The sequence below is a fragment of the Massilia sp. TSP1-1-2 genome, from assembly GCF_049896185.1.
Taxonomy (GTDB): domain Bacteria; phylum Pseudomonadota; class Gammaproteobacteria; order Burkholderiales; family Burkholderiaceae_D; genus Telluria_A.
In genome coordinates this window covers 15,671-29,310 of record NZ_JAFCTU010000029.1, presented here as the reverse complement: position 1 = coordinate 29,310, position 13,640 = coordinate 15,671, and the positions used below count along the sequence as shown (strand labels likewise).

General features: G+C 63.6%; 12 protein-coding genes. 10 read left to right on the top strand and 2 right to left on the bottom strand.

Annotated features, from left to right (window positions below):
- Nucleotides 1-30 precede the first annotated feature (30 nt).
- From ACP7BV_RS20990 to ACP7BV_RS20945, 10 genes are all read left to right on the top strand, one after another.
- Nucleotides 31-720 (top strand): response regulator transcription factor, encoded by a 690-nt coding sequence (locus ACP7BV_RS20990; RefSeq protein WP_426106554.1) that lies wholly within the window; start codon nt 31-33, stop codon nt 718-720.
- Nucleotides 721-779: 59 nt separating this feature from the next.
- A complete protein-coding gene (locus tag ACP7BV_RS20985) occupies nt 780-1,526 on the top strand; it encodes a hypothetical protein (RefSeq protein ID WP_426106552.1) in 747 nt (248 codons plus the stop codon).
- A gap of 119 nt (nt 1,527-1,645) precedes the next feature.
- Nucleotides 1,646-2,920, top strand: coding sequence for a glutamyl-tRNA reductase (hemA, locus tag ACP7BV_RS20980; protein WP_426106550.1), 1,275 nt, complete (start codon nt 1,646-1,648; stop codon nt 2,918-2,920).
- A gap of 82 nt (nt 2,921-3,002) precedes the next feature.
- Nucleotides 3,003-4,079, top strand: coding sequence for a peptide chain release factor 1 (gene prfA, locus ACP7BV_RS20975; RefSeq protein WP_426106548.1), 1,077 nt, complete (start codon nt 3,003-3,005; stop codon nt 4,077-4,079).
- Between the two features lie 261 nt (nt 4,080-4,340).
- The gene (locus tag ACP7BV_RS20970) at nt 4,341-4,811 is read left to right on the top strand and encodes a disulfide bond formation protein B (RefSeq protein WP_426106547.1); all 471 of its coding nucleotides are present in this window, start codon (nt 4,341-4,343) and stop codon (nt 4,809-4,811) included.
- Nucleotides 4,808-5,626, top strand: coding sequence for a peptide chain release factor N(5)-glutamine methyltransferase (prmC, locus tag ACP7BV_RS20965; protein WP_426106546.1), 819 nt, complete (start codon nt 4,808-4,810; stop codon nt 5,624-5,626). Before ACP7BV_RS20970 ends, prmC begins: the two co-directional genes overlap by 4 nt.
- 64 nt (nt 5,627-5,690) lie before the next feature.
- Nucleotides 5,691-7,460, top strand: a complete 1,770-nt coding sequence (locus ACP7BV_RS20960) for a DUF885 domain-containing protein (RefSeq protein ID WP_426106544.1) — start codon at nt 5,691-5,693, stop codon at nt 7,458-7,460.
- Between the two features lie 153 nt (nt 7,461-7,613).
- Nucleotides 7,614-9,206 (top strand): glutamate--cysteine ligase, encoded by a 1,593-nt coding sequence (gene gshA / locus ACP7BV_RS20955; RefSeq protein WP_426106543.1) that lies wholly within the window; start codon nt 7,614-7,616, stop codon nt 9,204-9,206.
- A gap of 29 nt (nt 9,207-9,235) precedes the next feature.
- Nucleotides 9,236-10,279 (top strand): histone deacetylase family protein, encoded by a 1,044-nt coding sequence (locus ACP7BV_RS20950; protein WP_426106541.1) that lies wholly within the window; start codon nt 9,236-9,238, stop codon nt 10,277-10,279.
- Nucleotides 10,280-10,290: 11 nt separating this feature from the next.
- Nucleotides 10,291-10,743, top strand: a complete 453-nt coding sequence (locus tag ACP7BV_RS20945; RefSeq protein ID WP_426106540.1) for a GNAT family N-acetyltransferase — start codon at nt 10,291-10,293, stop codon at nt 10,741-10,743.
- A gap of 21 nt (nt 10,744-10,764) precedes the next feature.
- Here ACP7BV_RS20945 and ACP7BV_RS20940 read toward each other — a convergent pair whose 3' ends face one another.
- Both ACP7BV_RS20940 and ACP7BV_RS20935 read right to left on the bottom strand, forming a co-directional pair.
- The gene (locus tag ACP7BV_RS20940) at nt 10,765-11,985 is read right to left on the bottom strand and encodes a hypothetical protein (RefSeq protein WP_426106539.1); all 1,221 of its coding nucleotides are present in this window, start codon (nt 11,983-11,985) and stop codon (nt 10,765-10,767) included.
- 2 nt (nt 11,986-11,987) lie between these two features.
- Nucleotides 11,988-13,640: an MBOAT family O-acyltransferase gene (locus ACP7BV_RS20935; RefSeq protein WP_426106538.1), complete on the bottom strand. Its 1,653-nt coding sequence runs from the start codon at nt 13,638-13,640 to the stop codon at nt 11,988-11,990.

Genomic DNA, 13,640 nt, shown 5'->3' with positions numbered 1-13,640 from the left:
CGCGTTTTACATTCAACAGCATTGGCCATCATGAGAATTGCCATCCTCGACAACGACCGCAGCCAGGCAGACCTCATCTGCCAAGTATTGACATCGGCTGGCCACAGCTGCCAGACCTATGAAAGCGGCAAGGACATGCTGGCGCACCTGCGCAAGGACAGCTTCGACATGCTGATCCTGGACTGGCAGGTCGCCGACCTGACCGGCGGCGAAGTACTGCGCCGGGCCAAGGAAAAAATGTCGACCCAAACGCCGATGATGTTCCTCACCAGCAGTTCCGCCGAGGACGACATCGTCGCCGGCATCAACGCGGGCGCGGACGACTACATGATCAAGCCGCTGCGACGCGGGGAACTGGTGGCGCGCGTGCAAGCCTTGCTGCGGCGCGCGTACCCGAGCCAGAATGGCGCCGAACAATTGCAGTTCGGCCCCTACATTTTCGAGACTCGCCCCGGGCGCCTGCTGATGGACGGCGCCGTGATCGATGTCACGCACAAGGAGTTTTACCTCGCACTGTTGTTTTTCAGGAATATCGGCCGGCCCTTGTCGCGCGCGTATATTCATGAGGCGGTGTGGATCAGGGAGACAGTCGTACCGTCCCGGACTATGGATACCCACGTATCGCGTGTACGCAACAAGTTGCAGCTGCGTCCTGAAAACGGATTCAGGCTGGTGCCGGTGTACAGCTACGGCTACCGGCTCGAGAAACTCGGCGCGTAGTTCCGGGCGTTAAAGGATTTCTTGCAGCGATAGCTTATCGCGTCACTACCCACATCGAATTGTTCATTTCCACGCATTTCTACGCATTTCTGCTCGGCAAGCCTATACTCGTGGTCAACACCACCACGACAAGCGGAGTTCATATGCATAAAACAGTTGCCGTAAGTACCTGCATTGCGCTGCTGGCAGGCTGCGCGATGCCAACCCTCGATCAGGGCAGTATCAGTGCCTTGCAAGGCAAAACCGTCGTGCGCGCGTTTCCGCCTCCTATCAAGATGATGATGGTCACGCCGGCATCAGCTGCAGTCGTCGGGCTTGGCCTGCTTGGCGGGGTTGCGGCAGCTGCAAGTGGCGCCAAGGCGGGCGGCACCGCGCCTTTTGATGTTGAAGACCCTGGCATGGCGATCTCGGCCACGCTGGCAGAAAGGCTGGCCGCTCGCTACAACACGAAAACGTCAAGCACTGTCCTGTCGCAACCGATGAGCAGCTTGGCTGAAATTGCAACGCGGGGACAAGCGCTCGCCGACTACAGCTTGCAAGTGTCGACGCGCAATTTGCTCATGGCAAATTACATGACGGCGCCGTCCCGCTACCGCGTCTCCTTCATTGTCGTCGCTACGCTGATCGACAACAAGACCAAGCAGAGCGTTGCCTCGGGGGTCTGCGTGCATCAGCCGGAAAACATCGCAGTGGCCGGAACCTATGAGGACATGCTGGCCAACAACGGTGAGCGCTCCAAGCGCGAGGTGGCAGCTGGCGCTCAATTTTGCGCCCAAAAACTGCAGCGGGATATGTTCGCAATCTGATCCTGGAAGGCGCGGTGACGATGCTCGAAGTTGCCCCACTGCACCAACATTCCCCATTTCCCCGAATAGCTTGACCTATCACGGTATAATGTTGCCACCCATCCGTACACTGAATAGCCATGCAACTGCTCGCCGTCGGCCTCAATCACACCACCGCACCGGTCTCGCTTCGCGAGCAACTGGCGTTCGGTCCTGACCAGCTCGGTCAGGCGGTACGGGCTGCGCGTGGCTGGTTTGCCGGCATCGATCCGCGCGGCAGCGATGAAGCGGCGATTTTGTCGACCTGCAACCGTACCGAAATGTACGCCGCCAGCCTGATCGACAACCCGATCGACGCCTCGGCCCATTTCCTGGCCGACTACCACAAGCTCAATTACGCCGAACTGCGTCCCCACCTGTACATGCTGCCCCAGGGCGAAGCGGTGCGCCATGCCTTTCGCGTCGCGTCCGGGCTCGATTCCATGGTCATGGGCGAAACCCAGATCCTCGGGCAAATGAAAGACGCCGTGCGCGTGGCCGACGAAGCCGGCGGCATGGGCACCTATTTGCACCAGCTGTTCCAGCGCACCTTTTCAGTGGCCAAGGAAGTGCGCAGCACCACCGAAATCGGCGCCCACAGCGTCTCGATGGCGGCCGCCGCAGTGCGCTTGTCGCAACGCATCTTCGACAAGATCTCGGAGCAGCACGTGCTGTTCATCGGCGCCGGCGAAATGATCGAACTGTGCGCCACCCATTTTGCCGCGCAAAACCCGAAAAGCATCACCATCGCCAACCGCACCATGGAACGCGGCGAAGCGCTCGCGCACCGCTTCAACGGCCGGGCGATCCGCCTGGCCGCGCTGCCGGACCAGCTGGCGCAGTTCGACATCGTCATCTCGTGCACCGCCTCCACGTTGCCGCTCTTGGGCCTGGGGCTGGTCGAGCGCGCCATCAAGACGCGCCGCCACAAGCCGATGTTCATGGTCGATTTGGCCGTGCCGCGCGATATCGAATCTGAAGTTGGCCGCCTCGACGACGTGTTCCTGTACACCGTGGACGACCTGGGCAACGTGGTGCAAACCGGACTCGAAAGTCGCCAGGCCGCCGTGGCCCAGGCCGAAGCCATCATTGAAACGCGCGTCCAGTCCTTCATGCACTGGATTGATGATCGCGCCATGGTCCCCGTGATCCAGGACCTGCAGGAAAACAGCGAAGTGATGCGCCTGTTCGAACTGGAACGCGCCAAAAAAATGCTGGCGCGCGGCGACGACGTCGAAGCCGTGCTCGAAGCCCTCTCGCGCGGCCTGACCGCCAAGTTCCTGCACGGCCCGCAGCAAGCGCTGCACCGCGCCCAGGGCGACGAGCGCGCCCGCCTCGCGTCCTTGCTGCCGCAGCTGTTTCGCGGCCGCCGTTAGCGGCCCTTCCCCGTTTCAGAACGCCGCGCCGCCCGATTGCGGCTGCGGTTCGTCATCCCCGTCACCTATTTCAGAGCACCCTATGAAACCATCCATGCTGGCCAAGCTGGACCAACTGGCCAACCGACTCGTCGAACTGGACGAACTGCTCATGCACGAAGGCGCGACCTCGAACATGGACAGCTACCGCAAGATGACGCGCGAGCACGCCGAGATCGGCCCGCTGGTGACCCTGTACCAGGACTTCGGACGGGCCCAGGCCGACATCGATGAAGCGCAGGAGATGCTGTCGGACCCGGACATGAAAGAGTTCGCGCAAGAAGAAATCGAAGGCGCCAAGGGCCGCGTGGCCCAGCTCGAAATCGACCTGCAAAAAATGCTGCTGCCAAAGGACGTCAACGACGAGCGCAACATCTTCCTGGAGATCCGCGCCGGCACCGGCGGCGACGAGTCGGCGCTGTTCGCCGGCGACCTGCTGCGCATGTACAGCCGCTTCGCCGAGCGCAATCGCTGGCAGGTGGAGATGGTCTCCGAATCAGCCTCGGACCTGGGCGGCTACCGCGAAGTGATCGTGCGCCTGGTGGGCAACGGCGTGTATTCGAAGCTCAAGTTCGAGTCGGGCGGGCACCGCGTGCAGCGCGTGCCGGCCACTGAAACACAGGGGCGCATTCATACGTCGGCGTGCACGGTGGCGGTGATGCCGGAAGCCGATGAAGTCGAGGACGTGAACATCAATCCGGCCGACCTGCGCATCGATACCTTCCGCGCGTCGGGCGCCGGTGGACAGCACATCAACAAGACCGATTCGGCGGTGCGCCTGACCCACCTGCCCACGGGGATCGTGGTTGAATGCCAGGATGACCGCAGCCAGCACAAGAACAAGGCGTCGGCGCTCAAGGTGCTGGCCGCGCGCATCAAGGACGTGCAGCTGCGCGAGCAGCAGTCGAAGGAAGCGGCCACGCGCAAAAGCCTGATCGGCTCGGGCGACCGCAGCGAGCGCATTCGCACCTATAACTTCCCGCAAGGGCGAATGACGGATCACCGCATCAACCTGACCTTGTACAAACTTGATTTCATCATGGATGGGGATTTGACGGAGCTGACCAATGCGTTGGCCGCGGAGCACCAGGCGGAGCTGCTGGCCGCGCTGGGCGATTGAGGACTCGGCGGCGCATGGCGCAATGCGCGCGACACTTGGGGTTGCACCCTACGGTCAAAGGTATCGGCGACGCACGGCGGAATGCGCTTCGCTTTTCCGCCCTACGGTTCGTGGCATCGGCGGCGCATTCCGCCAACCGTGCCCATACCGTAGGGCGGAAAAGCGAAGCGCATTCCGCCAAGCGCAGCCACTTAAGCCAGCAATAAGCCCGCATCAAGCCCGTACGAATACAATACCAAATCTGAACCCGGACGCGAAACCATGCCAAATAACCGCCAACTCCTGCTCACCATGGCCCTTGCCTGCTTCGCCCTGATCGGCGGCGCGCTCTACTTCCAGCACGTGAAGCTGATGCTGCCCTGCCCCCTGTGCGTGATCCAGCGCTACGCCTTCCTCTTCACGGGCGTCTTCGCGCTAACCGCCGCCTTCACCAGGAACGACAAACCCTGGCTCGTCCTGTCGCTGGCCAGCGCCATTGGCGGCGCCTACACCGTCGCCAAGCACCTCTACGTGCTGGCCAATCCCGGCTTCTCATGCGGCATCGACCCCACCACCACCTTCCTCAACAAGATCCCGACCGCCACCGCCATGCCCTGGCTGTTCCAGGCCGACGGCCTGTGCGAAGCAGCCGGCGACCTGATCGTCGGCTTGTCGCTCCCACAATGGTCGGCGGTGGCCTTCGCCCTGCTGGTCGCGGGCCTGCTGTTTACCCTGGTGCGCCGGCGCGCATGATCGCCGCCGGCGTCACCATCGGCTCTTTGCAAACGGCGCTGCCGCTCGGCGCGCTGGAAAACCGCATCCTGCTGTGCCACGCGCTTGGCATCACCCGCGTGGGCTTGATCACCCAGTCCGAACGCACCCTGAGCGACGTCGAAGCGGCCACCCTGTCAACGCTGGTCGAACGGCGCCTGCACGGCGAGCCGATCGCTTACATCGTGGGCAAGCGTGAATTTTTCGGCCTCGATTTCCAGGTCACGAACGCGGTCCTGATCCCGCGTCCGGACACCGAACTGCTGGTCGAACTAGTCCTCGAACGCCTGCCGCCACAGGGGCGCGCGCTCGACATGGGCACCGGCAGCGGCGCCATCGCGGTCGCCATCGCGCACACGCGGCGCGACGCCATCGTCACCGCGCTCGACGTCAGCGCAGCGGCGCTTGACGTCGCCCGCGCCAACGCTGCGGTCCACGGCGCCGCCGTGCGCCTGCTGCAAAGCGACTGGTTCGCCGGCGTGCAAGGCGAAACGTTCGACCTGATCGCCTCCAATCCACCCTACATCGCCAGCGGCGACGTCCACCTGTCCAACGGCGACCTGCGCTTCGAGCCGCTGGGCGCGCTCACCGACCGCGCCGACGGCCTGTCGGCGCTGCGCATCATCGCCGCCGGCGCCGCCGCCCACCTGGCGCCGCAAGGCTGGTTGCTGATGGAACATGGCTACGACCAGGCTGCGCAAGTGCGCCACTTGTTGCAGGAGCATGGCTACAGCGACGTGCAAAGCTGGCGCGATCTGGCCGGCATCGAACGCGCCAGCGGCGGCCGCGCTCCTTGAGCGAAGCGGGCGGCCCGCGCGCGCCGCTTTTGCTAAAATGGCTACCCAGCCCCGGAGCCTGCACATGCGCCTACTGTTCGCCCTACCTGTCGTGTTGCTCGTGCCCCTGCTGGCACTGGCGGGCAACGAGGCCGACCAGCAGGCCAAGTCGCTGTTCGATGCCGACTGGCAGTGGCGCATGCAAAACCAGCCCGAATACGCCACCACCGTGGGCGACTACCGCTACAACGCCTTCCTGACCGACACCACGCTGGCGGCCAGCCGCGCCGCCATCGCCTGGCAGCGCAAGATGCTCGAGCAAGCCCGCCTGTTCGAGCGCGACAAGCTGGCCCCCCAAACCGCCCTCTCGCTCACGCTGTTCATCTACGAAAAAGAGCAGTTGCTGCGCGCGGCCTCGTTTGCGCCCTTCATGACCGAGCCACTGAGCAACCAGCAGGGCATCCACGTCAATTTCGCGCAAACGGTCGCGCAGATGCCGTTCGCCACCGAAACCGACTACCGCAACTACCTGGGCCGACTCGACGCCCTGCCCGCCCATATCGCCGGCCTCACCGAGCAGCTGCGCGAAGGCATGCGCACCGGCTGGGTCGCGCCCAAGGCGGCCGTGCGCAACGTGCCCGCCACGCTCAAGCTGCTGCGCGAAACGGCCGTCAGCGGCGCGCTTGGCCAACCGTTTCGCCAGATCCCGGCCACCATCGACAAACCAGTGCGCGACGCGCTCGCCGCCAGCGGCCCGGCCACGCTGCGCACCAAGGTCATGCCGGCCTTGCGCGAACTCGAAGAATTCATGCGCACCGAGTACCTGCCGGCCGCGCGCGACACGATTGCCGCCAGCGCCTCGCCCGGCGGGCAAGATTATTATGCCTTCCTGGCCGCGCAGTACACGGGGGGCGAACTGACGCCGCTCGAGATCCACAAGCTCGGCCTGGCTGAAGTGGCACGCATCGAGGCCCTGATGCCGCCTGCAATCAGGCGCACCGGCTTCAAAGGTTCCTTCGCCGAATTTGCCGCCTTTGCCAGCACGGACGCTCGCCTGTTCGCCAGCTCCCCCGACGTGCTGCTCACGCGCTACCGGCGCCTGATGGTGCGCGCCGGCGATGCGCTGCCACGGCTGTTTTCCAGCGTCCCGGCGCAGGAACTGCTGGTCAAACCGGCCAGCGCCTTTGGCGCGGCAGACATGGGCGCGGCGTGGTACGAGGCCGGCACCGCCGACCGCCCGGCCGCCTTTGTCGTGAACACGTCGCGCCTCGACACGCACCCGCTGTGGGAGATGGAAACGCTGACCCTGCACGAGGCGCTGCCCGGCCACCACATGCAGGTGGCGCGCGCGCGCGAGCTGGGCGATCTGCCCGCCTTCCGCCGCCTTGGCTGGAACGCCGCCTTTGGCGAAGGCTGGGCCATGTACGCCGAAACGCTCGGCCCCGAACTGGGTTTTTTCAAGGATCCCTTCTCCGCTTTCGGCCACCTGAACGCCGAACTGTTTCGCGCCGTGCGCATGGTGGTCGACACCGGCATCCATGCGCAGGGCTGGACGCGCCAGCAGGCGCTCGACTACATGGCCGCGCACACGGCCAACGCGGCCAGCGACAATGAGCTCGAGGTGGACCGCTACATCGCCTGGCCGGGCCAGGCGCTCGGCTACAAGGTCGGGCAGCTCAAGATCCGCGCCTTGCGCGACAAGGCCAAGGCGGCCTTGGGCGAGCGTTTCGACGTGCGCCGCTTTCACGGCGCCGTGCTGGATAATGGTCCGCTGCCCTTGCCGATTCTTGAACAGCAGGTCGACCAGTGGCTGGCGGCCGCCCTGCTCAAAAAACCGGCAGTGGCGATCAACTAGAAAACATCTCTCCCCGGCGCAGTTGCCGTTTTTCGGTTAATCTCGCAGCACACCTGTTGCAGCACACTGATTGCAGCACATTTTTTGCTACACCCTTATTGCAACACACTGTATTGCAGCACACCTATTTGGCAGTACTAGAAAGGATTCACCGTGTCGAACCAACTGACCCGCCGCCTGGCCTTGCTCGACGATGACGCACACCGCGCCCTGCTCGGCCAAGGCCTGCGCGGCATCGAACGCGAAACGCTGCGCGTGGACCGCCACGGCGCCCTGGCGCGCACGCCCCATCCGGCGCCGCTCGGCTCGGCGCTGACGCATCCGCAAATCACCACCGACTACGCCGAAGCCCTGCTCGAATTCATCACCCCGGCCGAAAACGATATCGGCCTCACGCTGCACAAGCTCGATGCGATCCACCGCTTCGCCTACGCGCGCATGAAAGACGAAATGCTGTGGAGCGAGTCGATGCCCTGCGAGCTGCCGTCCGAAGAAGAGATCGACATTGCCTGGTACGGCAGCTCCAACATCGGCATGCTCAAGCACGTGTACCGGCGCGGCCTGGCGCTACGCTACGGCAAAGCGATGCAGTGCATCGCCGGCATCCACTACAACTATTCGCTGCCCGAGAAAATGTGGCAGCTGTTCGCCGCCGACGAAGGCGTTTCCGAAGAACGGCGCCGCCCGCTGCGCGACTTCCAGTCCGAAAACTACATCGCCACCATCCGCAATTTTCGCCGCTACAGCTGGCTGCTGATGTACCTATTCGGCGCCTCGCCCGCGCTGTCCACCGGCTTTTTGCGCGGGCGCGAACACAAGCTTGAAACGCTCTCCGCCGACACCTTGTACCTGCCGTACGCCACCAGCTTGCGCATGAGTGACCTGGGTTACCAGAACGATGCGCAGTCGGGCTTGACGCCCCACGAGAATTCGCTCGACAGTTATGTGAGCACGCTGATGGACGCGGTCAACCGGCCCTACCCGGCCTACGAGGCGCTCGGCACCAAGCGCGACGGCGAATGGATACAGCTCTCGACCAACGTGCTGCAGATCGAGAACGAATACTATTCGACCATCCGCCCCAAGCGCGTGATCCGTACCGGCGAGCGGCCGGTGCAGGCGCTGTGCCGGCGCGGCGTGCAGTACATCGAAGTGCGCTGCCTCGACGTCGACCCGTTCGAGCCGATCGGCATCAGTGTCGAAACCGGGCGCTTCATGGATGCCTTCCTGCTGTTTTGCGCGCTCGACGACAGCCCCGCGATCGACGCCGACGAAAGCCGCATCCACGCGCGCAATTTCTCGCGCACCGTCAAGGAAGGGCGCCGTCCGGGCCTGACGCTGACCAGGAGCGGCGAAGAAATCACGCTGCAGGCGTGGGCGGGCGAGCTGCTCGCGCGCATCGCGCCGGTGGCCGCCCTGCTCGACGAGCAGCACAACGAAGATGGCGTGCACGCCGCGTCGATGGCGGCGCAGGCGGCCAAGATCGCCAATCCGGCGCTCACGCCGTCGGCGCGCGTGCTCGCTGAAGTGCGCGAACTCGGTTCCTCCGCCGCCTTCGGTTTGCGCCAGAGCGAACTGCATGCCGCCTACTTTCGCGAAAGCCCGCTCATGAGCGCCGAGGTAGCGATGTTCGACGAGATGGCCGCCGCTTCGCTGGCGGAACAGGCCGCCATCGAAAAAGCCCCCGGCGGCAGCTTTGACGACTTCGTGGGCGCCTACAACACCAGCACGCTGTGCTGCGAGTGATGCGCGCTACACATTACTAAAGGACGGCCGTGCTCACCTTTTACAACGAACACCACGGCCAGCACCGCGGCCAGTACGAGATGTTTCGCGGCGAACAGGTGCCGTGCTTCGAAAAGCCGGAACGGGCCGACATGGTGCTGGCCGAATTCGAGCGCCGCGGCCTAGGCCAGGTCGTCACGCCGCACGGCGCTTCGCTGGCCTCGCTCGAACGCATCCACACGCCGCGCTACCTGCATTTTTTGCGCAGCGCGTGGAGCCAATGGTGCGCGCTCGAGCTGGCCAATGCACAGCGCGATGTGTTCCCGTCGGTATGGCCGATCCGCGGCCACCGGCACGATATCGAGCCTGACAATTTTGCCGCACGCATGGGACTGTACTCGATGGATTCGGGCACGCCGCTCACCGCCGGCACCTGGATCGCCGCCAAGACCGGCGCCGACTGCGCCATCAATGCCGCGCATGCGCTCAACCTCGGGCAGCGCAGCACCTTTGCGCTCACGCGCCCGCCCGGGCACCACGCCGGGGCCGATTTTTTCGGCGGCTACTGCTTTCTGAACAACGCCGCGCTGGCGGCGCAGCACTTGCTTGACGACGGCGCAAAAAAGGTCGCCATCCTCGACATCGACTACCATCACGGCAACGGCACCCAGTCCATCTTTTATCAGCGCGACGACGTGCTGTTCATCTCGATCCACGCCGACCCGCGCAGCGAGTATCCGTTTTACCTTGGCCACGCCGACGAAACCGGCGCTGGCGCCGGCCTTGGCTACAACATGAACCTGCCGCTGCCGCATGGCGCCAGCACGGCGCAGTGGTTCGCGGCGCTCGAGACGGCCTGCATCAAGCTGGGGAGCTTTGCGCCGGACGCGCTGGTGGTCTCGCTGGGGGTCGATACCTTCGCCGGCGATCCGCTGTCAAAATTCGCACTGCAAAGCGCGGATTTCTTGCGCATTGGCGAACGCATCGCGTACCTTGGCCTGCCAACGGCTTTTGTGCTCGAAGGCGGTTACGCGGTCGCGGAAATCGGCATCAATGTCGTCAATGTGCTCGAAGGTTTCGAGACTGCGGTATGAAGGAAAGCAGCATGACCGAATGGCAGTGGAGTACCTTTGCCGACTTGCCGGCGGCAGCCTTGTACGAGGTGCTGCAAACGCGGCAGGACGTGTTCATCCTGGAGCAAGCTTGCCTGTATCCGGACCTGGACGGCCTGGACCAGGACGCCCATCACCTGCTCGGCTGGCGCGTCATCGACGGCAAGCGCGTTCTGGCGGCCTACCTGCGCGTGCTCGCGCCGGGCGCCAAGTATGTCGAAATGTCGCTGGGACGGGTGCTGACGGCGCCGCTGGCGCGCGGCACGGGGATCGGGCGCGAGCTGCTCGCGCAAGGCTTAGCCCTCGCCGAGCGCCAGCATCCCGGGCACCGGATCCGGATCGGCGCCCAGCGCTACCTTGAAAAGTTTTATGCGCAGTATGGCTTCGTGACGTTTTCAGAGCCGTATGACGAGGATGGCATCATCCACGTCGACATGCTGCGCTAGTGTCTGTTTTTTCAGTGCGCGTCATGTGCCCGCAGGCGCCGCAAGCTTCTGGTTTTCGCGCACCTGAAGCAGGCGCTGCTCCAGGTTGGCCGGCGTGAGCACCACGCCAAAGTCGGGCAGGCCGGGCGTGGCCAACATGCGCCCGGTCATCAGGTCCCCGAGCGCGCTCGTGTAATGCACCGGATCCCAAAACCAGGCCAGGCGCGTTTTGCGGTCGCCGTCAGCGGGAATCCGTTCGCGCGCGTATTGCTCGTAGCCGCCAAAATCCCATAACGTCACCTCTGTGCCGGCGCTGCGTTCAGCGTCCACCAGCAGCGTCAGACCGCGTTTCCACCGTTCATAGTCAGGCCAATAACCCATTTGCGTGAGCAGGTTCAGGCGCGAGGCGTGCGCCGGCTGGATTGCCAGCATCACCGTGATGTGGTGCTGTTTGGCGAATGCGAGCAAGTCGCGCACGGTTTGCAGCTCACGAATCGGCCCCCCGGCCACGTCGCTGAGCACTTGGTGCGGGGTTGAAAATTGCGTCGTAGTCGCGGCGTTTTTTTGCGCAAACAGCGCGGCGACGCCGTCGGCGGCGGTAGTGTCCCGGAAGCCGGCCTCTGAAAAATGGCCGTCCGGCGCCATGTCGGTGCCGCCCGCCAGGCGATTGGCGGCGATGGTGGCGACGCTGTCGGCGATCGCGTCAAGCGAGAGGGCCGCGGCGCCAAAGTCCTTGAGGCGACGCACGGCCCGTTCGGGGTTGGCGCTGCCATCGTCCTGGACCAGGAGGCGCTGCTCCACCTCGCCGCGCACCGCGACCGGGTGCGCCACACCGGGGGCGGGCGGCTTGTACAGAAACGCTTCAAAGTCCAGGCCCACCACCACGGTACGGGGCGCCTCAGCCACCGGCCGCGCCGCAACCAGGTGGCGCAGGTACAGCAGGCCGCTGCGCAAGCCGCTGCCCGCCAGACTGAGGTTGTACACGGGCCGATACTGGCTTGACCACACCGCGTGTTGCGGCGCCAGGCCAATGTCGGTGCGCGAGCTGCCCAAGATCACGGTGCGCGCCAGCTTGCGCGGTGCATCGTAGGCTTTCATCAGCCGTTCGTGCGTGTCGACCGCAGGCTTGACCTGGTTAAAGCCTGGTTTGCGCGGCATGCCGAAAAACAGGTAGGGATCGACCGCCATGTTAAAGCCGGCGACCAGCGCCGCAATGCCCATTGCAAAGACAAGGATCAAGATGCTAAAACGGCTAGGGCGCATGTTCAGAACTGCCAATATAAAAACTCGCTCACGCGATTGAGACCGAGAACGCCAAAGACCAGCAGCATGGCGCTGGTGAAGGCCCAACGTTTGTTCCATTGCACCTTGAAGTCCAAGGCGCGGGCCACAGGCCCAGGCACAGGGACAGCTTTTTCGGGCGCCGGGCCAAAATACAAGGCGCTCTCATGCTGACGCCACACTTCCAGCGAATTGGGCAGGAACATCACGATGGCAAACAGGGTGACCAGCCACAGGCAGGCATACATGAAGGTATTGCCTGAGCTTGGATCGCCCGCGATGCCAACAGTGCTGAGCATGTGTCCCACGGAACCGGCCCGGTTCAGGATGGACTGGGGGATGGAAATGCCATGCAAGCCGGCCATGCCGCCGATCAGGCCCATTGCAGCGGCAACCGTCTTGGCCCGAAAGAACGCCATTGCCGCCAGCACCGACACGAACGTGAGAAACCAGCCGAGCGGCTTCATGATCCGGTCGTAGGCGGCGCCATTCCATTTTGGCCGCCACTGGCGCCATGCATGGTTGCTGACCAAATACGCGCCGTGCAGCAAGCCCCACACCAGGAAGGTGGCGCCGGCGCCGTGCCAGAAGCCGGACAGGAACATGGTCAGGACGGTGGGCCCGGCGATCAGCGCGACGAAGGCACTCACCGTCGGTTTCTTGCGTCCCAACACCGGTTTGCCGGAGCGCATCCGGCTGCGCGTCAACTGCATCACGACCGGGGTGTAGACGTAGGCCGTAAGAAAACGCGTCAGCGTCACGTGCCAGCGGCTCCAAAATTCGATGATGCTCGACGACTTGAGCGGCGAATTGAAATTGAAGGGCAGGCGGATGCCAAACAGGCGCGCCAGGCCGATCGCCATGTCCGAATAACCGGAAAAGTCGAAATAAATCTGAAACGTATAGGCCATCACGCCCATCCACGCAGCCAGAAAGCTGATGGGCTCGCCGCGCAGCGCGGCGTCGAACGTGGGCGTTGCATAGGCCGCCACCCCGTCCGCCAGCACCACCTTTTTGAACAGGCCCATGGCAAACAGGCCCGCGCCGACGGCGACGTCATGCGGGTCGATGCGCGACTTGATATTCTCGAACTGCGGCATCATTTCGCGGTAGTGCACGATGGGACCGGCAATTAGTTGCGGAAAGAAAAATACGAAGACCAGAAAGTCGAACAGGTCGAACTTTTCAATCACGCCGGCGCGCGTGTCGACCAGGAAGGCAATTTTTTGAAACGTAATGAAAGAAATTCCGAGCGGCAAAATCACGGCTGCCAGCACCAATTGCGTGCCGACCAGTTCATTCAAGGAATCGAAAAAGAAATTCTTGTATTTGAAATAGCCGAGAAAGCAGAGATTGAACACCAGTCCGGCAATCACCAGCGCATTGGCCAGCCGGTCGCCCGCTTCGGTATTGCGGCGCATGGCGTGCTGCATCCACCGCGCCACCACGTAGTTGAGCACGATCGAGGGCGCAATGATCAGCAGGCTGACCGGATTCCAGATGCCATAAAAAACAATGGACACCAGCACCAGCCACATGAGGCTGAGTTTTCGCGAGGACAGCAGGTTGACCGCCATGTAACCGAGGACGGCCACCGGCAAGAACGCGAAAATGAAAAGATACGAGTTAAAGAGCAT